Source organism: Pseudomonas sp. AC252, from assembly GCF_979258105.1.
The window spans coordinates 4,274,138-4,294,118 of sequence record NZ_OZ409837.1 but is presented as its reverse complement, the minus strand read 5'-3'; the positions used below and the strand labels follow the sequence as shown (position 1 = coordinate 4,294,118).

Here is a 19,981-nt window from a genome sequence, read left to right as displayed (position 1 = left end):
TTCATGCAGCTGAAGGAAACGCTTATGAAACGCGCACTGTGGTTTGGTCTGCTCGGCACCCTGGCAATCGGCACCGCACAGGCGGCAACGGAGAAAGTCGCGATCAATCTGGTCAGCGCCGACGGTGCGCCGCAGGCGATCGGCTCGATCACTGTCAGCGAGACGCCGTACGGTCTGCTGTTCACCCCGGACTTGAAATCGTTGCCGGCCGGCATTCATGGTTTCCATGTTCATGAAAACGGCAGTTGCGAAGCGGGCATGAAGGATGGTGTCAAAGGCGCGGCGCTGGCCGCTGGCGGACACTTCGATCCGGCGAAAACCGGCAAGCACCTTGGCCCGTACGCCGATGGGCACCTGGGGGATCTGCCGGCGGTGTACGTGACGGCTGACGGTGTCGCCAATTATCCGGTGCTGGCGCCGCGTCTGAAGAAGCTGTCAGAGATCAAGGGCCACGCCCTGATGATTCACGCCGGCGGCGATAACCATTCCGACATGCCCAAGCCACTGGGCGGTGGCGGTGATCGCATGGCCTGCGGGGTGATCTGATCCCTCAGCGCGGCGTGCGACGCCAGCGCGTCAACACCAGCAAGGACAGCCCGGCGCCCAGCAGCGCCAGGGCCATGTCCTTCTGCGAATCCCACGGATCATTCTGCGCACCGACGAAAGCCTGGCCGGTGTCATCGCCCAGATAAGCGCCGCCCACCCACTCGATCAATTCGTACAACGCCGACGTCGCCAGCACCACATTCAAGGTCAACAGCGCCAGCCATGCGCCGCGCAACGGTGTCAGGCGCAGCAGCACTTCGCGCATCGGCCAGACCAGCAGCAATCCATAGCTCAGGTGCACCAACCGATCATAGTGATTGCGCTCCAGGCCCAGGACTTTGTTGACGCTGACGCCGGTCAACAGCGTGCTCCATTGATCGTAGGGCACGCGGGAATAGGTGTAATGCGCGCCGACTTCATGGATGCACAGGAAGGCGAAGATCATCCCCAGCGACAGTGTCGACAGGCGAAAACGCCGATGCGTCAATAGCAAGGTCAATACCAGCGCCAGCGCCAGGACATTTTCCAATAGCCAGTCGACACGGCTGCGTGGGGAGATGCCGAGCGCAAAGGTCAGGAAGACGAATCCGCCGAGCAATAGCGCTTCGATTCGCGTGCCTGCCGGGCGGGCTACATTGTCGCTGACGCTGACGAGCATGGGGTCGATTCTCAACAATACGGGCAAGCGGTAGACCTTTCCCGGTTTTGCCCGGTTCCTCGCCGCTGCGTTTTCGACGCTTACGGAACTCCGGTGCACGGCGCACCTCTGAGCTAATGTAGTCCCTTCCCTTTTTGCTTAGCGCTTGTGGAGGAACACGTCATGCGCAAGTTAGTCCTGATTTCTTCTCTTATGCTTTGCCTGCCGGTCGGTTCGGCACTGGCCCGCGTCGATGCGGGTGACGTCGCCACATCGGCAGGTGTTTCCGCGTCGCTGTACTCGACCTTCAAGGACGACAAAATGGTGATTCCGGCCCGTGACGACGTGTCTGCGTTTGTCGCCAGCGGCGGGGCCATTCGTGGGGTTTATCTTGAGTCGGTACTGCAACAGGTGCGTCAGGCCAACCCTGGCTTGAACGCCAGCGATGAAGACCTGGCCAACGCCATCCTGGTGCAATACGAAGGCGTACATCAGTAGTCACCAGGGACGCAGCGGCCGATGGATGGCCGCTGAGTGCGCATAGGCAAAACCGTCCGACGGCCTCTATGATGGAGGCCATGACGACGACCGTACCCTTGCGTTCCCCCTGCCCACCCGGCGCCTGCATCTGCGGGCGCGATCCGTTGCTGGAATCGCCCGGCGCGGATCTGCGCATCCTGCGCCTGACTCGCGCCGAGGAAAAAATCCTCCTCGCGCGCCTGGAACAACTCAAAGATCTCGACGACCTCAAACGCCTGCAACAGCGCATGTACGAGCAACTCGGCATCCGCGTCGACGTTGCCCCTGGTTTCAACGAAGTACGCACCATGCGCGGCATTGCCATTCAGATCGGCGAATTACCGGGTCTGTGTCGCAAGACCCGGGCGGCGATCCCGGCGGCGATTCGCAAGGGCTTGGAAAACCACCCGCAAATCGCCTTCGAACTGCTCAACGCCCACGACTTGCTGCGCGACACCTGATCACTTTTTCATGCCGACGCGTTTGCGCATCTCGGCGGTGATGGTCTGACGGGTTTTCTTCATGTCCGCCCAAGGTTCATCGCCGACCTCGGTCAGACGCTCGTGAACGTTGTAGATGTTCCAGTGATTACCGCCCTTGATTTCAGCGACTTCCTCTCGGTACAGCGGCACGGACACCGGCATGCCTTCCCTTGCCCGTGCGGCGTAGGCACAAATCGTGGTGGCGCCGAGGCCGTTGCGCAGGTAATCGATGAAAATCCGCCCGACACGGTTTTTCGGCCCGGACACTGCGGAAATACGATCCGGCAGCAATTTGGCCATGTGGCTGACGATCGCGTGACTAAAGTCCTTCACTTCGTCCCAGCCGTGCTTGCGGGTCAATGGCACCACCAGGTGAATGCCTTTGCCGCCGCTGGTTTTCAGGAAGGCTTTGAGGCCCAACTCATCGAGCACGGTGAGGGTCAGTGCGGTGGCTTCCACCATGCTTTTCCATGGCAGCGCCGGGTCCGGGTCGAGGTCGAGGACGAAGCGATCGGGCTTGTCCAGATCCACTTTCGTGGCATTCCAGGTGTGCAGCTCCACCGTGCTCATCTGCACCGCGCCCACCAGCGCTTCGGGATTGTTGATCATCATTACCGGCTGGCCGGTAACGTCCTTGTCCAGTGCGGTGATGCCGGGAATGGCCAGGCGGTCGGCGTTCTTCTGAAAGAACAATTCGCCAGCGATGCCGTCCGGCGCACGCACCAGTGCCACGGGGCGATCCTTGAGTTGCGGCAGGATGTACTCGGCGACGCTGGCGTAATACTGCGCCAGTTGCATTTTGGTCGTTCCGCTGACGGCGTCGATCACCCGATCCGGATGGGTGATGCGTACCTTGCCGCCGGCCAGTCCTGATTGCGACGGTGCGGTTTCGGCTTTTTTGCTGGCGGCGGTTTTCTTTGCCGGTTGCTTGTCGGCGGCTTTGGTCTTTTCGGTTTTTTCGGTCTTTTCGGACTTGGCAGCTTTCACAGGCTTCGCTCGCTCCTCTGTAATGTCCTTGGCCGGTTTGTCATCGCGCAAACCATGGAAGACGGCGTGGCGCACCGAACCGTCCTTGGTCATTTCGGCGAATGCCACCTCCGCCAACAATTTTGGTTTGAGCCAGTGCACGCCCTTGGCCTCGAAACCGCTGGGTGGATTGACCACTGCGGCGCTTTTGGTCTGCAACGGCTTGAGTTGGGCGAGGATGCTTTTCAATGTGGTTTCGTTGAACCCGGTGCCGACCTTGCCGGCATAGCGCAACTCGCCGCTGTCACGGTCGTGCAGGCCGAGCAGCAAGGCACCGAAAGCACTGCGCGCACCTTTCGGATCGGTGTAGCCGACGATGACGAATTCCTGGCGATGCTTGCATTTGAGCTTGATCCAGTCGCCGCTGCGCCGCGACACGTAAGGCGAGCCGAGACGCTTGCCGATCAGGCCTTCCATCTGCATCTGGCAGGCGCTGTTGAGCAGCGCGTCCGGGGTTTCCTCGAAAGCTTCGGAGAAGCGCAGCGTTGACGATTCTTTCTGCGCGCCGAGGATGGTGCTCAGCGCGGCACGGCGTTCTTCGACCGGTACGTCGCGCAGGTCGACGCCATTGAGATACGGCACGTCGAACAGGTAATAGACGATGTTGCCGCTGCGCCCGGCATCGAAGGCATTCTGCAGCGCCTGAAAGTCCGGAACGCCCTGCTCGTTGGCCACGACCATTTCGCCGTCCAGCCAGGCCGATTCCAGCCCCAGCGCCGCCAGTGCCTTGGCCTGCTGCGGCAGTTTGTGCGTCCAGTCATGGCCATTGCGGGTGAACAGTTGCACCTCATCGTGATCGATCCGCGCCATGATCCGGTAGCCGTCGAATTTGATCTCGTAGCTCCACTGCCCTTCAGGCGCGCTGTCGACCAACGTAGCCAGTTCCGGCTTGATCAGCGCCGGCAACTTGGCCTTGCGTGCGCCGGTAAGCTGCCCGGACGCCTGCTTGCGCGGCTTGGCCGGGGCTTTCTTCACGGGTTTGGCCTTATCGGCGGCTGTCGCCGATTTGCCGACAATCGTGCGCTCGCTGAGCACGCTGTCGGGCTCGGCGACCAGCACGTCGAAATCATCCTGCGGTCGCGCGGCGTTGTCCTGATGCTTGATCAGGAACCATTGCTCCTTCTTGCCCGGCATGTGCGTGCGCACCAGATTCCACACGCCGCCGAGCTTCTCGCCTTGCAGCTCGAACTTGAGCCGGCCCTTGGCGTAGGCCTTGTGCGGATCCTCGAGCGGAATCCACACGCCGCGATCCCAGACGATCACATCACCGGCCCCGTAATGCCCCTCGGGAATGCTGCCTTCGAACGTCGCATAATCGAGCGGATGATCCTCGACATGAATGGCCAGACGCTTGACCGAGGGATCCAGCGACGGCCCCTTCGGCACCGCCCAGCTCTTCAACGCGCCATCCAGCTCGAGGCGAAAGTCGTAATGCAGGTGCGAAGCGTCGTGCTTCTGGATGCAGAACTGCAACGCATGATCCTTGGCCGACTTACGGCCCGAGCGCTTGACCGCGGCCGGTTCCGAAGTCGCAGAAAAATCACGCATGCGGTTGTAATCGTCGAGGTTCCTGTTCATGAGCACACCGATGGCAGACGGGTTCTGTTATGCAGAAGAGCGACACGGCGGCGGAAAAATTCAATCGACATAAAAAAGCCCCGGACGGATGGAATGGCCGGGGCTGTTGATGTCCGGGATTTTTACAGCGGGTCAGGCTTGCCCTTTGGCCTGCTGTTCCAGATGGACCTGCAGATCCGGATCAATCTGTAAGGCCGCGGCCAGCTCATCGAGATAACTGCGTTCGGCGTCCTGTTGGTCGTCCACCAGCATGACGCTGGCAAGATACATTTCGGCGGCTACGGCCGGATCACCATTAGCCGATTGCGCCACTTCGCTGGGATCCAGCGGCTTGGCGACTTCGGCGTCGAGCCATTGCTGCAACTGCGGGTCGGCGGTGTGTTTGCCGATTTCGCTGCTGATCAAGTGTTTTTCCGCTTCATCGATGCGCCCGTCAGCCTTGGCCGCGGCGATCAGGGCGCGCAGCACCGCGTGGCTGTGGGTTTCGATTTGCGGGCCGGCGAGCAGGTCGGCGGTTTGTGGCAGTTCTTGCGGCGCTTTGCTGGCCTGGCTGCGTTGCCAGGCTTGATACGCCTGGTAAGCCATCATCCCCAGCGAAGCGAGTGCGGCGTAATTGGTGCCGCCGGTACGGCTTCGGCTACCGCCACCAAGAGCGCTTCCCAACCCGCCACCGCCGAGCAAGCCGCCGAGCAAACCACCCAGGCCGCCGAGGCCACCCGCAGCAGCCACGCTGCCCGCTCCGGTCTGACTGCCGCCGCCCAACAGGCCGCCAAGCAATCCGCCCAGGCCGTCGTCGGCTGAAGCCCCACGTTGTTGTCCCGCCGAGGCCTGGCCTCGCAGCAGTTGTTCGAGCAAATCGCTGGTGTTCATGACGTCATCCTCAAGGCCCCGGCCCGATTGCGTCAGGCAACAATAGACCGGCGCGGCCATAGCGCCAGCACCGTTGGGCTGACGCCCGATAATCGATAAATCGCCGCGCGAGAAATTTTCCGCGAGCCAGCTAAGATTCAAGGGTGGTGAACCTTATCCCGGCCAAACCGGTCGATAGCTGCAACCCGACCCGGTTTGCCGGCGCCCTTTCTGACGATGGGCGATACCCGGCTTGCTTCACTTTCTGGAGAACGCCCCCGTGATATCCACCGTACACATCGCCAGGCTCAAAGCATGGGGCGCCCATGGTTTTACCGCGACCGGCGTGGTCACAGCCTTTCTGGCGACCCTCGCCCTGCTGGAAAACCAGCCGATCCATTGCCTGATGTGGCTGGGCGTGGCGCTAATCGTCGACGGCCTCGACGGCGCACTGGCGCGCAAGGTCAACGTGCAATCGGTGCTGCCGAGTTTCGACGGTTCGATCCTTGATCTGGTTATCGATTACCTGACGTATGTTTTCATCCCGGCACTGTTTATCTACCGCTACATTCCCCTGCCCGACTACACCTTGCTGCTGACGGTGTCGGTGATTCTGGTGTCGTCGCTGTTCTGCTTCTGCAACGTCAACATGAAGAGCAAGGACAACTACTTTGTCGGCTTCCCGGCGGCCTGGAACGTGGTTGCGCTGTGCCTGTACATCATTGGCCCGGGGCCGTGGATCACCTTCCTCACCGTGATCGGTCTGGCATTGCTGACGGTGACACGGATGAAGTTCCTGCACCCGTTCCGCGTGCGTCGTTTCATGCCAATCAATATCGCGGTGACGGCGATCTGGCTGTTGTGCAGTCTGTCGCTGGTACTCAATCACCCAGTGATCAACCCGCTGGTGATGGGCTTGTGGTTGCTGATGTCGGCTTATTTCCTGGGGATCTGCATCTGGCGCACGGCGCTGGAGTGGTTTGATCGACCACAGCTGAAATAGGAACCTGGACTGAAATACATATCCTGTGGGAGCGGGCTTGCTCGCTCCCACATTCGATTGTCGTAGCCTGACGAATCGAATCGAACGTCAGCGCTTGGTAATCACCACTTCCAGATACTCACTCGGCACCACCAGTGACGTCTCTCCCGCTCGATTCGATCGGTTGAGCAACTCGGTCAGATCCTCCTCCAGCGCTTGCCCGGCCTCCGGCGACAGCACCGCAAATGCCTTGTGCACCGGCCCGTACCAGTGGCGGAAGATGTCAATGAAATGCGCCGCCGAGCGATAGCGGAAATTGAACTGGCTGCGGGTGACCCGAACAAGAAAATCGCGATCATCGAACTGCTTGTGCAGCCATGCATCCGAGCCCCAGTTCGATGGTGGCTGGGCAACCGCAGGCGGTGGCAGATGCTGGCCGAGAATTTTGAACATCTGCCCGACGAAGCCCTCCGGCGTCCAGTTCGCCATCCCGATCCGCCCGCCGCGACGACACACCCGCCCCAGCTCACTCGCAGCAGTCGCCTGATCGGGCGCAAACATTACACCAAACGTGGACAGTACGGCGTCGTAGCTCTCGTCGGGAAACGGCAGTGCCTCGGCATCGGCTACCTGAAAAATCACCTCGAGATGCTCGGCCCGCGCGCGGTCCTGACCACGCTCCAGCAGTGCGGCGACGTAATCGGTCGAAGTCACCACACAACCGCGCCGCGCCGCTGCCAGGGTTGCGTTGCCGTTACCGGCGGCGACATCCAGCACTTGCTCATCGCAGCGCAGATCGCAGGCCTCGGCGAGGCTTTCGCCGACGATTTGCAAGGTGGTACCGATCACGGCGTAGTCGCCACTGGCCCAAGCAACTTTCTGACGTTCCTTCAGGGCAGTGAGATCAATCGGGGTACTCATGACAGCGAGCTCCGTGGCAGAGAGAAAGCACAGGCTGCGACGCGGACCGTGCTTGCTCACTATCGCGCCGAGGCTGCCCGGCGTCCCTGTCAATCGTCCGGCGACCCCAGAAATAGGGCACTTTGCCGATGAGTGGCGCAAATCTGTCAAGCACCTGATACACCTTGCGCATTGCCAGCGTCGCGGGATTGGTTTCTGATGCCGGTTCGCCTCTGAAACGGATCTGACTGATGGCATTGCAACTGGATTGGCTCGCCGCACACATGCAGCACAGCGATCGCTATGCGGCGTGGATTCACCAACAATTTCATTACGAATACGCCGATCAACCTTTGGCTCGATGGCAACGAGAATTTGCCGAAGGCCAAAGCAATGGCGATTGGTCATGCCTGATTGCCCTCGACGGTGAGCGACTGCTCGGCGGTGCGGCACTGGCGCGGGATGACCTCGCTGATCGACCCGATCTCGGACCCTGGCTGGCCTGTGTCTTCGTGGATCCCGAGGCGCGGGGTCAAGGCCTGGCCGAGCGGTTGATTGAAGGGATATGCGAAGAGGCGAAAAAACGCGGGGTGGCGCGCCTGTATCTGCATACGCAGGACAAACACGACTACTACGGCAGACGCGGTTGGCAGTTTTTGGAGCGTTTCCGGGCGTGGGAGAAAACACAATGGCTCATGGTCCGCGACCTCTGAGCCATTGCGTTGCCTTGATCAGGCGGCCGGCGCCCTGGCCTCCTCCAGCAACTGCTTGATCATCTGCTCCTGCTCGGCATAGCGACCTTCTCCGAAGTGGCTGTAACGCACCTGGCCCTTGGCGTCGATGAGGTAATGCGCCGGCCAGTATTGATTGTCGAAGTGGCGCCAGATCGCGTAGTCGTTGTCGATCGCTACCGGGTAGGTGATGCCGAGCTTTTTCACCTGTTCCTTGACGTTGTCGATGATGCGCTCGTAGCCGTATTCAGGCGTATGCACGCCGATGACCACGAGGCCGTCCTTCTCGTATTTCTTCGCCCAGTCTTTGACGTACGGCAGGGTGTGCTGGCAGTTGATGCAGTCGTAGGTCCAGAAGTCGACCAGCACCACTTTGCCGCGCAGGGATTCAGCGTTGAGCTCCGGCGAGTTGAGCCACTGCACAGCGCCTGACAGCGACGGCATCGCGCCCTGGGCTTGGTCCAGCATCGAATCGGCGCGGACCTTGCTGACAAAGTAGTCGACCACTTTCGGCACGTTCTCCAGAACGTTTTTCTCGACGCTGGCCACGCCTTCCGAAGAGGTACTGGCGAGCAGGGTTTTGTCAGCGCCGGTCGAAATCACCGCGACCGTAGCAAGTACCGCAACCCCGGCCCCACGGCGCAACCAGCCACTGAACGGGATCGATGGTTTCAGCCGATTGACCAGACCGCGCCCGGCGAAAATCAACGTACCCAAGGACAAGGCACTGCCGACGCCATAAGCCAGCAACAACAGGCTGGTCTGCGCATTGGCGCCTTGCAGCATCGCGCCGGTGAGAATCACCCCAAGAATCGGCCCGGAACAAGGCGCCCACAACAGGCCAGTGGCGACACCGAGCATGATCGAGCCCATCGGCCCCGCTCGTTTGCGCGTGTCCTGATCGAGGCGATTGCCCAGCGCGACAAAGGGCCGGGTCAGCCAGTCACCAACCCGGGCCGAGATCAGCGACAGGGCGAACAATGCCATCACGAACAAGGCAATGTGGCGGCCGGTGTTGCTGGCCTGGATCACCCACTCGCTGCTGACCACGGCGAGGCTGGAGATCAGCGCAAAGGTCAATGCCATGCCGGCGAGGGTCAGCAAGATCGAGGAGCGTGTACGGTTGGCGCCAGCGAACAGAAACGGTACCACCGGCAGGATGCACGGACTGAGGACGGTGAGAAGACCGCCGAGAAATGCGATGAGGTACATAGGGGTCACCTTGAAATGGGGGCTGGGCGCGCAACCGGGCAGCGAGGGAAACGCCCCTCGCTAGCCTGCTTTATTTACGCCATGGCTCATGCGGTCTGGCCGTCGAGCAACTGCCCTTGCGGCGTGCGACTGGTACCGTTCTCCGCGACCAGTTGGCCCTGCGGCGTGCGGCTTGAGCCATCAGCGGCAAGCGTCTGTCCCTGCGGTGTACGGCTGGAACCATCAGCGGCAACCATCTGGCCTTGCGGCGTGCGGCTGGAGCCATCGGCTGCGATCAAGGCATCGCTGCCCTCCTTCGCTACCGTGGTCAGCTGGAAGCAGGTGCTGCTGGCGCAACTGCTTTGTTCTACAGCACTGTTGGCGTGAGCGGCGGCACCGGTGAAGGCGAAGGCGGCTGCGGTCAGAAAGCGCGAGACGTTGTTCATGGCAAAACTCCTTGCAGAAAAAGTGGGGGTGACTCAGTTCTGGTTGTTGCAGCCGTCAGCGAATTTGCTGTAATCCAGCTCGCGGGTTTTGCCGGCTGAATCGAGGTAGGTCATGCGCGCTTCGGTGATGCCGCAGGTCACCGAAGTGTCCTCGGTCATCGACAGCACTTTCTGGATATCCAGATGCGTGCCGTAGGTGTAGGTTTGCCGGCTGACGTCAGCTTCGGCGTGGGCCGACAGGGTGCAGATGTTCAGAGCGGCGAACAGGCAGGCGGCGAATACGGATTTGTTGTTCATGGTGTAGTCCTCAAGGCTTCAGTGGGTTTGAGCCGAGGCGGTCTGTGTGTGCCTCGATGGAGCCTATTTGAGGCCTTCGAGGTATCGCGTCTGTGTCAGGAAAGGACGAGAATCACTCGTTGTGTATCCATGCAGTGTGTAGATACACAGGGATACAAAACCCCGAAAAAATCGTGATTTTGCGTCGGTGTGTATCCGCCGTTGCGGCAGATACACTGCAATACAAAGGCAGGCAGGCGTGCGGTCTACGGCGCTATAGACTGCACGGAATTCCCCTTTTATAGAGGCTTGAACCGATGGAACATGTCGATCACATTCTCATTGTCGACGACGATCGCGAGATCCGTGAACTGGTAGGCAACTACCTGAAGAAAAACGGCCTGCGCACGACAGTCGTCGCCGATGGCCGGCAGATGCGCAGTTTTCTCGATGCCAATACCGTCGACCTGATCGTGCTCGACATCATGATGCCCGGCGACGATGGTCTGCAGCTGTGCCGCGAATTGCGCGTCGGCAAACACAAGGCGACGCCGGTGCTGATGCTCACCGCGCGCAACGATGAGACCGACCGCATCATCGGCCTGGAAATGGGCGCCGACGATTACCTGACCAAACCCTTCGCCGCCCGTGAACTGCTGGCGCGGATCAACGCTGTGTTGCGCCGCACACGCATGTTGCCGCCGAACCTGGTGGTCACCGAAGCCGGACGTCTGCTGGCGTTCGGTCGTTGGCAACTGGATACCTCGGCCCGGCACCTGCTCGACAGTGACGGCACCATGGTTGCTCTCAGTGGCGCCGAATATCGCCTGCTGCGGGTGTTCCTCGACCACCCGCAACGGGTGCTCAGCCGCGATCAACTGCTCAACCTGACCCAGGGCCGCGAGGCCGATCTGTTCGATCGTTCCATTGATCTGCTGGTGAGTCGTTTGCGTCAGCGGCTGCTCGACGATGCCCGTGAGCCGGCCTATATCAAGACCGTGCGCAGTGAAGGTTATGTGTTTTCGCTGCCGGTCGAACTGCTCGGGGCGTCGGCATGAAACTGAAGCTGCAATGGCCGCGTACCCTTGCCTCGCGCCTGTCGCTGATCTTTCTGATCGGGCTGATTCTGGCGCAGGGCCTGTCGTTCGGCGCGCAGTATTACGAGCGTTACCAGAGCGCGAAAAGCACCATGCTCGGCAACCTCGAAACCGACGTCTCGACCTCGATGGCGATCCTCGATCGCCTGCCCGCCGCCGAACGCGAAGCCTGGTTGCCGCGTCTGGCCCGGCGCAACTACGGCTACCTGCTCAATGAGGGGGAACCGGGCATGCCGGTGACCTCGGCTGAAAAGTCCGTCGCGATCGCCTCGATTACGGCCGCCATCGGCGACACTTATCCCATCGTGTTTACCGAAGTTCCCGGCGGTCCGAGACAACATTTCCAGGGCCACTTGCGCCTGAGCGACGGCAGCCCGGTGACCATCGATATCCGTCCGGCGATGGTGCCGTTGTCGCCCTGGTTGCCGGTGGTGCTGCTCGGCCAACTGGCGTTGCTGATCCTCTGCACCTGGCTCGCGGTGCGCATCGCCATCCGTCCTCTCACCCGCCTCGCAAACGCGGTGGAAACCCTCGACCCCAACGCCCACCCGATCAAACTCGACGAGCAAGGGCCGACCGAAGTGGTCCACGCCGCACGGGCCTTCAACGCAATGCAGACGCGCATCGCCGCCTACCTCAAAGAACGCATGCAACTGCTGGCGGCGATTTCCCATGACCTGCAAACGCCGATCACCCGGATGAAATTGCGCGCAGAGTTCATGGACGACTCGGTCGAGAAAGACAAACTGAGCAGCGATCTCGGCGAGATCGAGCATCTGGTGCGCGAAGGCGTGGCGTATGCCCGCAGCATTCATGGCGCCACCGAAGAAAGCCGCCGTACCGATCTCGACTCGTTCCTTGACAGCCTGGTCTTCGACTATCAGGACATGGGCAAGGACGTGCAGCTCGGCGGCAAAAGCAAAGCGGTAATCGAAACCCGTCCGCAGGCCCTGCGCCGGGTGCTGGTGAACCTGACCGACAACGCCCTGAAATTCGCCGGCGCCGCGCAATTGCAGGTCGAAGCGCAGGGCAACAGCCTGTCGGTGAAAGTCCTTGATCGCGGCCCGGGCATCGCCGAGGCCGAACTGGCGCAGGTGCTGGAACCGTTCTACCGCGTGGAAAACTCGCGCAATCGCGACACCGGCGGTACCGGGCTCGGATTGGCGATCGCCCAGCAATTGGCGATGGCGCTGGGTGGCTCGCTGCTGTTGAGCAATCGTGAAGGTGGCGGGTTGTGCGCTGAACTGAAGTTGCCGCTGCCGCGCTGAGGAAAAACACCGACTAGACTCATTCATTACCCAGTCGAGGGGGCCGCAGGACTTCTGCTGTGCCCTGCCCCTATCCGTGACCACCGCCCGGTGGCGCCTGCCTCGACATTCAACGCCGCCGGACGGTGATCCTGTTTCAGGAGCACACGTGATGAATGAGGCGAAGCTCAACGAATTCATGGGCAAACTGGTCAACGACATGGGCGGCGCGGCGATGCTGGCCAATGTCATCGTTGGCGAAGAGCTCGGTCTGTACCGGGCCATGGCCGACAGCCAACCGATCAGTCCTGAAGCCCTCGCAGCCAAAACCACCTGCAATCCGCGCCTGGTGCGCGAATGGCTCAGCGCCCATGCCGCATCGGGCTATATGGAACACCTTGGCGGTCAGTTTCGCTTGCCGGAAGAACAGGCGCTGGCGCTCGCCGTGGAAGATTCCCCCGTGTACGTCGCCGGTGGACTCGGCGTGGTGGCGTCGTTTTTCCATGATAAAGACAAACTGGTCAAAGCCATGCGCGGCAATGGTGGTCTGTCCTGGGGCGATCACCACCCCTGTATGTTCAGCGGCACCGAACGCTTCTTCCGCCCCGGCTACAAAGGTCATCTGATCGCTGAATGGCTACCGGCACTGGACGGTGTAGTGGCCAGACTGGAGCGCGGCGCCAAGGTTGCCGACGTCGGCTGCGGACACGGCGCCTCGACGGTGATCATGGCTCAGGCGTTTCCCAAATCGCAGTTTTTCGGCTTCGACTTCCACGCGCCGTCAGTCACGGTCGCCACGCAACGCGCCGAAGAAGGTGGTGTGGGCGACCGCGCCACATTTTTCGAGGGCACGGCAAAAAACTACCCCCGTGGCGACTACGACCTGATCTGCTTTTTCGACTGCCTGCACGACATGGGTGACCCGGTCGGTGCTGCTCGGCATGCTTACGCATCGCTGAAAGACGATGGCACGGTGTTGCTGGTCGAACCGTTCGCCAACGACAAACTGGACGACAATCTCAACGCGGTCGGGCGTCTGTTCTACGCCGCCTCGACATTTATCTGCACACCCAATTCGCTGTCTCAGGAAGTCGGCCTGGGGCTCGGTGCACAAGCCGGGGAAATGCGCTTGCGCAAGGTATTCACCGAGGCTGGGTTCAAGCAGTTCCGTCGCGCCACGCAGACACCGTTCAACCTGATTCTGGAGGCGCGCAAGTAACCGATGCGGATCGCGTGTTAACCTGCGGGCACTGCCCATTCTGGAGTGCTGAGCATGCTCGACAGCCCGATCCGCGAACACTTCGACACGCTATTGCAGGCCATGGCCGAGGATAATTTTCTGGTATTGACCGGCGCTGGCATCAGCACGCCTTCGGGGATTCCGGACTACCGCGACAGCGACGGCGTCCGTCGCGGGCGGCAGCCGATGATGTATCAGGAGTTTCTCGCCGCCCCGGAATCACGCCGGCGCTACTGGGCACGGGCGATGCTCGGCTGGCCGCGCGTGCGCCAGGCCCGGCCGAACGCCGCGCATGAGGCGCTGGCGACGCTGCAGCAGCGAGGCCGGATCAGCGCGTTGATCACGCAGAATGTCGACACCCTGCACGATCAGGCCGGTAGCCACGATGTCATCGAACTGCATGGCAGGCTGGATCGTGTGCTGTGTCTGGATTGCGGGCAGCGCAGCCAGCGCGATGTGATCCAGCAGCAGATGGAAGCACAGAACCCCTATTTGAGAGGCGTCGACGCGATGCAGGCGCCGGATGGCGATACCTTGCTGGATCCAGCATTTGAAGGGCGCTTTCAGGTGCCGCAGTGCCCCCATTGCGCAGGTGAGCGGATGAAGCCGGATGTAGTGTTTTTCGGCGAAAACGTGGCGCAACCGACGGCGGCACGGGCGATGGCGGCTGCCGAGAATGCAGCGGGGTTGCTGGTGGTGGGGTCGTCGTTGATGGCGTATTCGGCGTTTCGCCTGTGCCGGGTCATCGCCGAACGGGGCAAGCCGCTGATTGCGATCAACCTGGGCAAGACCCGCGCGGATGATCTGCTCGATTTGAAGATTGAAGGATCATGCGAAGCGCTGCTGCCGTTGCTGGCACAGCGTCTCGACGCCTGAAACTCTATTGCCAGGGAGATCATGGAAATAGACGTTCGCTCAGGTTTTCCTGCTGGAGAATATCGAACAAGGCCTGCGCCGCCGCCGACAGCTCATTGCCCGGTTCGGTCAACACACCAATTGCCCGCTCGACCGAATCATTCAAGGTCAGACAATGCGCGCCCAGCTCGCGCATTTGCCCCGCACACAACGCGGGCACCGCGCTGACTCCGAGCCCGCTGGCCACCATCCGCCCGACCGTTGCCAATTGGTGACTTTCGAATTCCACCGGCAATTTCATCCCACGCGCCTGCAGATGCTCTTCCAGCATGACCCGCACCGTCGATGGCCGCTGCAGGGTGATGAACGGTTCCTGCAGCAGGGTTTGCCAGTCGATATCAGCGCGCTCGGCCAGCGCTGAATCCGCTGGCACCACAGCGACAAAGCGGTCGACATACAACGGTGTGAAGTTCATCGAAGTGCTTTGCATCGGCGCGAACGCCACGCCAAGCTCGACCTGGCGATCGCGGACCATTTCCAGCACCTGCTCGTTGATCACGTCATTGACCGTCACGTTGACGTTTGGATAACGCGCGCGAAAAGTCTTGAGGATCGGCGGCAGCAGATTGCCGGCGAACGAAGGCATCGCCGCCAGCGTCACGCGCCCCCGTTGCAGGCTGAAACGCTGACGCATTTCGTCTTCGGCGTTGTCCCAGTCGGCAATCAACCGGCGCGCCAGCGGCAGCAGAGACTCGCCTTCCGGGGTCAGCGCGACATTCCGGGTGTTGCGGCTGAACAGTCGACCGCCGAGGCCCTCTTCCAGCGCTTTGATGGTCAGGCTGAGCGCCGATTGCGACAGGTGCAAGCGCTCGCAAGCCACGGCAAAGCTCAGGCTATGGGCGACGGCGAGAAAGGCACGGATCTGTTTGATGGTCATGGTCGCTTTGCTCCAGTTGCAAGCGTCAAGCTTTAAGCTGCAAGTCGTGATTACTGATCGTTCCCATGCTCTGCGTGGGAACGCAGCCCGTGACGCTCCACGTCACTGGACGCAGAGCGTCCCTAGAGGCATTCCCACGCAGAGCATGGGAACGATCATCTCAGCCACTGTTGAGGTCTATCAATCAATCAACCGTAAAAATCAACTTAACAAATATATCCCACAGAGCGACACTCCAGTCATTCGGCTAGCCAGCCGCCCGCAAATAATAAAAGAGGTGCCTATGGCAGGTTTCGACAAGCGTGTGTATTCCTACGAGGAAGCGATGGCCGGGCTGGAAGACGGCATGACCGTCATCGCCGGCGGCTTCGGCCTGTGCGGCATTCCGGAAAACCTGATCGCCGAGATCAAGCGCAAGGGCACCCGTGACCTCACCGTGGTTTCCAACAACTGCGGCGTCGACGGCTTCGGCCTCGGCGTGCTGCTCACCGACCGCCAAATCAGCAAAGTCATCGCCTCTTACGTCGGCGAAAACAAACTGTTCGAAGAGCAACTGCTCAAGGGCGACATCGAAGTCATCCTCACCCCGCAAGGCACCCTGGCCGAGAAGATGCGCGCGGGCGGTGCCGGCATTCCGGCGTTCTTCACTGCCACAGGCGTCGGCACCCCGGTTGCCGAAGGCAAGGAAGTGCGTGAATTCAAAGGGCGAAAGTACCTGATGGAAGAGTCCATCACCGGCGATTTCGCCATCGTCAAAGGCTGGAAGGCCGACCATTTCGGTAACGTCGTTTACCGCCACACCGCGCAAAACTTCAACCCGCTGGCCGCCACTGCCGGCAAGATCACCGTGGTCGAAGTCGAAGAAATCGTCGAACCCGGCGAACTCGACCCGACGCAAATCCATACCCCGGGCATCTACGTCGACCGGGTCATTTGCGGCACGTTCGAAAAACGCATCGAACAGCGCACCATCCGCAAATAATTCAGGCCTACGGAGAACAACAACATGGCACTCACCCGCGAACAAATGGCTCAGCGCGTCGCCCGCGAAATGCAGGACGGCTACTACGTCAACCTCGGCATCGGCATTCCGACCCTGGTCGCCAACTACATCCCCGAAGGCATGGAAGTCATGCTGCAATCGGAAAACGGCCTGCTCGGCATGGGCCCGTTCCCGACCGAAGAAACCATCGATGCCGACATGATCAACGCCGGCAAACAAACCGTGACTGCGCGAATCGGCGCGTCGATCTTCAATTCCGCCGAATCCTTCGCGATGATCCGCGGCGGCCATGTCGACCTGACCGTCCTTGGTGCCTTTGAAGTGGACGTCGAAGGCAACATCGCTTCGTGGATGATCCCGGGCAAGCTGGTCAAGGGCATGGGCGGCGCCATGGATCTGGTGGCCGGTGCCGACAACATCATTGTCATCATGACCCACGCATCGAAGGACGGTGAGTCCAAGCTGCTGGCCAAATGCAGCCTGCCGCTGACCGGCGCCGGTTGCATCAAACGCGTGCTGACTGACCTCGCCTATCTGGAAATCGAAAATGGCGCTTTTGTCCTCAAGGAACGCGCACCTGGCGTCAGCGTTGAAGAAATCGTCGCCAAAACCGCTGGTAAACTGATCGTCCCGGATCACGTACCGGAAATGCAGTTCGCTGCCGAGTGAGGAATTCGAAAATGCACGACGTTGTCATTGTTGCCGCCACGCGTACCGCGATCGGCAGTTTTCAGGGCTCCCTGGCCAATGTATCCGCAGTCGATCTGGGCGCGGCGGTGATCCGCCAGTTGCTCGAGCAGACCGGCCTCGACGGTGCGCAGGTCGATGAAGTGATCATGGGTCAGGTGCTGACCGCCGGTGCCGGGCAGAACCCGGCACGTCAGGCCGCGATCAAGGCTGGTCTGCCCCACGCGGTACCGGCGATGACCCTGAACAAGGTCTGCGGTTCGGGCCTGAAGGCGCTGCATCTGGGCGCGCAGGCGATCCGTTGCGGCGACGCCGAGGTGATCATTGCCGGCGGCCAGGAAAACATGAGCCTGTCCAACTACATCATGCCGGGCGCCCGCACCGGTCTGCGCATGGGCCACGCGCAAATCGTCGACACCATGATCAGCGATGGCCTGTGGGATGCGTTCAACGATTACCACATGGGCATCACCGCAGAAAATCTGGTCGACAAATACCAGATCAGCCGCGAACAGCAGGACGCCTTTGCTGCCGCGTCCCAGCAAAAAGCTGCGGCTGCGATCGAGGCCGGGCGCTTCGTTGATGAAATCACGCCGATCCTGATTCCCCAGCGCAAAGGCGATCCGGTGGCGTTCAAGGTCGATGAGCAGGCACGCGGCGATACCACCGCAGAATCCTTGGCGAAACTGCGCCCCGCGTTCAAAAAGGACGGCAGTGTCACCGCTGGCAACGCCTCATCGCTGAACGATGGCGCTGCTGCCGTGATTCTGATGAGTGCCGAGAAAGCCAAAGCGCTGGGCCTGCCGGTTCTGGCGAAAATCGCTGCCTACGCCAATGCTGGCGTCGACCCGGCGATCATGGGCATAGGCCCGGTATCGGCCACCCGCCGCTGCCTGGACAAGGCCGGCTGGAGCATCGATCAGCTCGACCTGATCGAGGCCAACGAAGCGTTCGCCGCGCAATCGCTGGCCGTGGCCAAGGACCTGCAATGGGATCTGGCCAAGGTCAACGTCAACGGCGGCGCCATCGCCCTCGGCCACCCGATCGGCGCATCGGGCTGCCGCGTGCTGGTGACATTGCTGCACGAAATGCTCAAACGCGATGCGAAAAAAGGTCTGGCGACCCTGTGCATCGGCGGCGGTCAGGGCGTGGCTTTGGCGCTGGAACGCGCCTGATACAGAGTTCAAGGTTGACGGCGGATCCACGACATCCGCTGTTGGCTGGCAACAAAAAACCCGGTGCGATTTGCGTTGCACCGGGTTTCTTTTGCCTGTCCCAAATCGGCGGTGAATGTTCTGGCCCCTTCGCGAGCAGGCTCGCTCCCACATTCTTCAACGCATTTCTCTGTGGGAGCGAGCCTGCTCGCGAAAGCGCTTGTTCAGCCGCCAACCACTCAAGGCTTGCGCAGCAGATAGGTATCCATGATCCACCCATGCTCCGCCCGCGCCGCTTTGCGCACCCGTTCGATCTCATCGGCCACATCCGCCAGCCTGCCGCGGATCAGTATCTCGTCTGGCGTGCCCAGGTAAGCGCCCCAGAAAATCTCGGTCTGCCGATCTGCCACCTGCTGATAGGAATCTTCGGCATCGAGCATCACCACCAGACTGTCCGTCTCACTCACCTGCCCCGCCGCCAAACGCCGGCCTGTGGTGATTTCTACCGAGCGACTAATCGTGTTCAAGGGTATTTTGTGCTGCGCAGCCAGGGCCTGAACGCTGGTGATCCCCGGTATCACCTCGTATTCAAACTCACGGCGGCCTGATGACTGGATCGCCTGAAGAATCCGCAACGTGCTGTCGTACAGCGCCGGATCGCCCCAGATCAGGAAACCGCCGCACTGGCCGTCAGACAATTCTTCATCGATCAGCCGCTCGAAGGTCTGTTGCTTGGCGCGGTTCAGTGTATCGACGCTCGCCGTGTAGTCGACATCGCCGCGCTCGCGCTCCGGACTGCTGGCTTCGACGAAGCGATAAGCGTGATCGGTGATGTAGCGCTCGCAGATCTCTCGGCGCAGATCGATCAGCGTCTGCTTGCTCTGGCCTTTATCCAGCAGGAAGAACACATCGACCCGATTCAGCGCTTTCACCGCCTGCATCGTGATGTAGTCCGGATTGCCGGCGCCGATGCCGATGACCAGCAGCTGTTTCATCAGAATTCCTCTTCGAGGGCCATGCCCGGCAAGCGTAGGCGCCACATGCCATTGAATCGCAGGTCGATCGTCGCCAGCGGCTCGATGTCGATCGCATTGAACGCCGCGCTTTGCAGCACCTGCGTCAGCGCTGCGCGCATGACGAACGGATGAGTGACTGCCACGACATGCCCGGGCGTTGCAGCGATTGTGTCCAGCCATGTCGCTACTCGCTCCGTCAGTTGCGAGACCGATTCGCCGCCATGGGGCGTCGCTTCTGGATCGGCCAGCCAGACCTGCAACGCGTCGGCGTGATTGGCCTGCAAATCCTTGATCGATTGGCCGTGCCAGTGTCCCCAATCGCAATCGCGCAGGTTCTGGTCGATTTCGGCATCGGCCCCCAACCACGCTGCTGTTTGCCGAGTCCGCAACTCCGGCCCGCAAATCAACCGCTGTGGCGGAGCGAACCGCGCCTTGAACACGTCAGACACCTCAGGCAAATCTTCAACAGGCTCATTCGTAGGAAAACGCGCCAGTTTCTGTGCGACGGTTCGTGCATGGCAAATCAATGTCAAACGGCTACTTGGCACAAGCAGGTTTCTCGGTTGAAAGTTGAAACAAGCG

22 protein-coding genes are annotated in these 19,981 nt (G+C 61.0%); 12 read left to right on the top strand and 10 right to left on the bottom strand.

The features are described from left to right. Positions 1–24 precede the first annotated feature (24 nt). Complete coding sequence (gene sodC / locus ACZZZ4_RS19640; protein WP_130000146.1) at positions 25–546, top strand: superoxide dismutase family protein; 522 nt, start codon at positions 25–27, stop codon at positions 544–546. Positions 547–550: 4 nt separating this feature from the next. Here sodC and ACZZZ4_RS19635 read toward each other — a convergent pair whose 3' ends face one another. Continuing rightward, positions 551–1,204: a DUF2238 domain-containing protein gene (locus tag ACZZZ4_RS19635; RefSeq protein WP_463548511.1), complete on the bottom strand. Its 654-nt coding sequence runs from the start codon at positions 1,202–1,204 to the stop codon at positions 551–553. 162 nt (positions 1,205–1,366) lie between these two features. Here ACZZZ4_RS19635 and ACZZZ4_RS19630 point away from each other — a divergent pair, with 162 nt between their 5' ends. Together ACZZZ4_RS19630 and ACZZZ4_RS19625 are read left to right on the top strand one after the other, a co-directional pair. Beyond that, on the top strand, positions 1,367–1,681 hold the full coding sequence (locus ACZZZ4_RS19630) for a DUF2388 domain-containing protein (RefSeq protein ID WP_039762352.1): 315 nt from the start codon (positions 1,367–1,369) through the stop codon (positions 1,679–1,681). Between the two features lie 80 nt (positions 1,682–1,761). Then, on the top strand, positions 1,762–2,163 hold the full coding sequence (locus tag ACZZZ4_RS19625) for a hypothetical protein (protein WP_165368441.1): 402 nt from the start codon (positions 1,762–1,764) through the stop codon (positions 2,161–2,163). On the opposite strand, the gene ligD is transcribed toward ACZZZ4_RS19625, so the two are convergent. Both ligD and ACZZZ4_RS19615 read right to left on the bottom strand, forming a co-directional pair. Beyond that, on the bottom strand, positions 2,164–4,788 hold the full coding sequence (gene ligD / locus ACZZZ4_RS19620) for a DNA ligase D (RefSeq protein WP_130000144.1): 2,625 nt from the start codon (positions 4,786–4,788) through the stop codon (positions 2,164–2,166). 132 nt (positions 4,789–4,920) lie between these two features. Then, positions 4,921–5,658 (bottom strand): tellurite resistance TerB family protein, encoded by a 738-nt coding sequence (locus ACZZZ4_RS19615; RefSeq protein ID WP_463548510.1) that lies wholly within the window; start codon positions 5,656–5,658, stop codon positions 4,921–4,923. 259 nt (positions 5,659–5,917) lie between these two features. Here ACZZZ4_RS19615 and pcsA point away from each other — a divergent pair, with 259 nt between their 5' ends. Next, positions 5,918–6,640, top strand: a complete 723-nt coding sequence (gene pcsA, locus ACZZZ4_RS19610; protein ID WP_463548509.1) for a phosphatidylcholine synthase — start codon at positions 5,918–5,920, stop codon at positions 6,638–6,640. A gap of 87 nt (positions 6,641–6,727) precedes the next feature. Here the strand turns inward: pcsA and ACZZZ4_RS19605 are convergent, their stop codons facing one another. Beyond that, the gene (locus tag ACZZZ4_RS19605; RefSeq protein WP_130000141.1) at positions 6,728–7,540 is read right to left on the bottom strand and encodes a class I SAM-dependent methyltransferase; all 813 of its coding nucleotides are present in this window, start codon (positions 7,538–7,540) and stop codon (positions 6,728–6,730) included. A 230-nt stretch (positions 7,541–7,770) separates the two neighbouring features. On the opposite strand from ACZZZ4_RS19605, the gene ACZZZ4_RS19600 reads away from it, so the two are divergent. Beyond that, positions 7,771–8,232 carry a GNAT family N-acetyltransferase gene (locus ACZZZ4_RS19600; RefSeq protein WP_415762961.1) on the top strand — a complete coding sequence of 154 codons (462 nt, stop codon included), beginning with the start codon at positions 7,771–7,773 and terminating at the stop codon, positions 8,230–8,232. An 18-nt stretch (positions 8,233–8,250) separates the two neighbouring features. On the opposite strand, the gene ACZZZ4_RS19595 is transcribed toward ACZZZ4_RS19600, so the two are convergent. The 3 genes from ACZZZ4_RS19595 to ACZZZ4_RS19585 form a co-directional block, all read right to left on the bottom strand. Further along, the gene (locus ACZZZ4_RS19595; protein ID WP_463548508.1) at positions 8,251–9,462 is read right to left on the bottom strand and encodes a cytochrome c biogenesis protein DipZ; all 1,212 of its coding nucleotides are present in this window, start codon (positions 9,460–9,462) and stop codon (positions 8,251–8,253) included. An 86-nt stretch (positions 9,463–9,548) separates the two neighbouring features. Next, positions 9,549–9,887 carry a hypothetical protein gene (locus ACZZZ4_RS19590; RefSeq protein WP_463548507.1) on the bottom strand — a complete coding sequence of 113 codons (339 nt, stop codon included), beginning with the start codon at positions 9,885–9,887 and terminating at the stop codon, positions 9,549–9,551. Between the two features lie 33 nt (positions 9,888–9,920). Further along, positions 9,921–10,184, bottom strand: a complete 264-nt coding sequence (locus ACZZZ4_RS19585; RefSeq protein ID WP_016775158.1) for a DUF2790 domain-containing protein — start codon at positions 10,182–10,184, stop codon at positions 9,921–9,923. A gap of 296 nt (positions 10,185–10,480) precedes the next feature. Between ACZZZ4_RS19585 and ACZZZ4_RS19580 the strand changes: the two genes are divergently transcribed. The 4 genes from ACZZZ4_RS19580 to ACZZZ4_RS19565 all read left to right on the top strand — a co-directional run bounded on the left by ACZZZ4_RS19580 (position 10,481) and on the right by ACZZZ4_RS19565 (position 14,623). After that, positions 10,481–11,221, top strand: a complete 741-nt coding sequence (locus tag ACZZZ4_RS19580; protein ID WP_039762337.1) for a response regulator — start codon at positions 10,481–10,483, stop codon at positions 11,219–11,221. After that, positions 11,218–12,528: an ATP-binding protein gene (locus ACZZZ4_RS19575; RefSeq protein WP_463548506.1), complete on the top strand. Its 1,311-nt coding sequence runs from the start codon at positions 11,218–11,220 to the stop codon at positions 12,526–12,528. Before ACZZZ4_RS19580 ends, ACZZZ4_RS19575 begins: the two co-directional genes overlap by 4 nt. A 151-nt stretch (positions 12,529–12,679) precedes the next feature. Further along, complete coding sequence (locus ACZZZ4_RS19570; protein WP_463548505.1) at positions 12,680–13,726, top strand: class I SAM-dependent methyltransferase; 1,047 nt, start codon at positions 12,680–12,682, stop codon at positions 13,724–13,726. 54 nt (positions 13,727–13,780) lie between these two features. Continuing rightward, entirely contained in the window at positions 13,781–14,623 is an 843-nt protein-coding gene (locus tag ACZZZ4_RS19565) for an NAD-dependent protein deacetylase (protein WP_463548504.1), read from the top strand. Between the two features lie 19 nt (positions 14,624–14,642). Here the strand turns inward: ACZZZ4_RS19565 and ACZZZ4_RS19560 are convergent, their stop codons facing one another. Next, positions 14,643–15,539, bottom strand: coding sequence for a LysR substrate-binding domain-containing protein (locus tag ACZZZ4_RS19560; RefSeq protein WP_463548503.1), 897 nt, complete (start codon positions 15,537–15,539; stop codon positions 14,643–14,645). 283 nt (positions 15,540–15,822) lie between these two features. Here ACZZZ4_RS19560 and ACZZZ4_RS19555 point away from each other — a divergent pair, with 283 nt between their 5' ends. The 3 genes from ACZZZ4_RS19555 to ACZZZ4_RS19545 are packed head-to-tail and all read left to right on the top strand — an operon-like array spanning position 15,823 to position 18,404. Further along, on the top strand, positions 15,823–16,521 hold the full coding sequence (locus ACZZZ4_RS19555) for a CoA transferase subunit A (protein WP_076567492.1): 699 nt from the start codon (positions 15,823–15,825) through the stop codon (positions 16,519–16,521). A gap of 24 nt (positions 16,522–16,545) precedes the next feature. Then, entirely contained in the window at positions 16,546–17,211 is a 666-nt protein-coding gene (locus ACZZZ4_RS19550) for a CoA transferase subunit B (protein ID WP_039762320.1), read from the top strand. Positions 17,212–17,222: 11 nt separating this feature from the next. Next, the gene (locus tag ACZZZ4_RS19545) at positions 17,223–18,404 is read left to right on the top strand and encodes an acetyl-CoA C-acetyltransferase (RefSeq protein ID WP_463548502.1); all 1,182 of its coding nucleotides are present in this window, start codon (positions 17,223–17,225) and stop codon (positions 18,402–18,404) included. A gap of 218 nt (positions 18,405–18,622) precedes the next feature. Here ACZZZ4_RS19545 and cobF read toward each other — a convergent pair whose 3' ends face one another. Together cobF and ACZZZ4_RS19535 are read right to left on the bottom strand one after the other, a co-directional pair. Further along, on the bottom strand, positions 18,623–19,378 hold the full coding sequence (gene cobF, locus ACZZZ4_RS19540) for a precorrin-6A synthase (deacetylating) (RefSeq protein ID WP_463548501.1): 756 nt from the start codon (positions 19,376–19,378) through the stop codon (positions 18,623–18,625). After that, positions 19,378–19,947 (bottom strand): histidine phosphatase family protein, encoded by a 570-nt coding sequence (locus tag ACZZZ4_RS19535; RefSeq protein ID WP_463548500.1) that lies wholly within the window; start codon positions 19,945–19,947, stop codon positions 19,378–19,380. The genes cobF and ACZZZ4_RS19535 overlap by 1 nt, the downstream gene beginning before the upstream one ends. Positions 19,948–19,981 lie beyond the last annotated feature (34 nt).

What these genes read in the sequence shown, in the direction of transcription:
- ACZZZ4_RS19550 (WP_039762320.1), top strand. Translation starts at nt 16,546, where the DNA reads ATGGCACTCACCCGCGAACAAATGGCTCAGCGCGTCGCCCGCGAAATG.
- ligD (WP_130000144.1), bottom strand. Translation starts at nt 4,788, where the DNA reads ATGAACAGGAACCTCGACGATTACAACCGCATGCGTGATTTTTCTGCG.
- ACZZZ4_RS19555 (WP_076567492.1), top strand. Translation starts at nt 15,823, where the DNA reads ATGGCAGGTTTCGACAAGCGTGTGTATTCCTACGAGGAAGCGATGGCC.
- ACZZZ4_RS19630 (WP_039762352.1), top strand. Translation starts at nt 1,367, where the DNA reads ATGCGCAAGTTAGTCCTGATTTCTTCTCTTATGCTTTGCCTGCCGGTC.
- ACZZZ4_RS19565 (WP_463548504.1), top strand. Translation starts at nt 13,781, where the DNA reads ATGCTCGACAGCCCGATCCGCGAACACTTCGACACGCTATTGCAGGCC.
- ACZZZ4_RS19590 (WP_463548507.1), bottom strand. Translation starts at nt 9,887, where the DNA reads ATGAACAACGTCTCGCGCTTTCTGACCGCAGCCGCCTTCGCCTTCACC.
- ACZZZ4_RS19575 (WP_463548506.1), top strand. Translation starts at nt 11,218, where the DNA reads ATGAAACTGAAGCTGCAATGGCCGCGTACCCTTGCCTCGCGCCTGTCG.
- ACZZZ4_RS19635 (WP_463548511.1), bottom strand. Translation starts at nt 1,204, where the DNA reads ATGCTCGTCAGCGTCAGCGACAATGTAGCCCGCCCGGCAGGCACGCGA.
- ACZZZ4_RS19580 (WP_039762337.1), top strand. Translation starts at nt 10,481, where the DNA reads ATGGAACATGTCGATCACATTCTCATTGTCGACGACGATCGCGAGATC.
- ACZZZ4_RS19605 (WP_130000141.1), bottom strand. Translation starts at nt 7,540, where the DNA reads ATGAGTACCCCGATTGATCTCACTGCCCTGAAGGAACGTCAGAAAGTT.
- ACZZZ4_RS19585 (WP_016775158.1), bottom strand. Translation starts at nt 10,184, where the DNA reads ATGAACAACAAATCCGTATTCGCCGCCTGCCTGTTCGCCGCTCTGAAC.
- cobF (WP_463548501.1), bottom strand. Translation starts at nt 19,378, where the DNA reads ATGAAACAGCTGCTGGTCATCGGCATCGGCGCCGGCAATCCGGACTAC.
- ACZZZ4_RS19560 (WP_463548503.1), bottom strand. Translation starts at nt 15,539, where the DNA reads ATGACCATCAAACAGATCCGTGCCTTTCTCGCCGTCGCCCATAGCCTG.
- ACZZZ4_RS19615 (WP_463548510.1), bottom strand. Translation starts at nt 5,658, where the DNA reads ATGAACACCAGCGATTTGCTCGAACAACTGCTGCGAGGCCAGGCCTCG.
- ACZZZ4_RS19595 (WP_463548508.1), bottom strand. Translation starts at nt 9,462, where the DNA reads ATGTACCTCATCGCATTTCTCGGCGGTCTTCTCACCGTCCTCAGTCCG.
- sodC (WP_130000146.1), top strand. Translation starts at nt 25, where the DNA reads ATGAAACGCGCACTGTGGTTTGGTCTGCTCGGCACCCTGGCAATCGGC.
- ACZZZ4_RS19570 (WP_463548505.1), top strand. Translation starts at nt 12,680, where the DNA reads ATGAATGAGGCGAAGCTCAACGAATTCATGGGCAAACTGGTCAACGAC.
- ACZZZ4_RS19545 (WP_463548502.1), top strand. Translation starts at nt 17,223, where the DNA reads ATGCACGACGTTGTCATTGTTGCCGCCACGCGTACCGCGATCGGCAGT.
- ACZZZ4_RS19600 (WP_415762961.1), top strand. Translation starts at nt 7,771, where the DNA reads ATGGCATTGCAACTGGATTGGCTCGCCGCACACATGCAGCACAGCGAT.
- ACZZZ4_RS19625 (WP_165368441.1), top strand. Translation starts at nt 1,762, where the DNA reads ATGACGACGACCGTACCCTTGCGTTCCCCCTGCCCACCCGGCGCCTGC.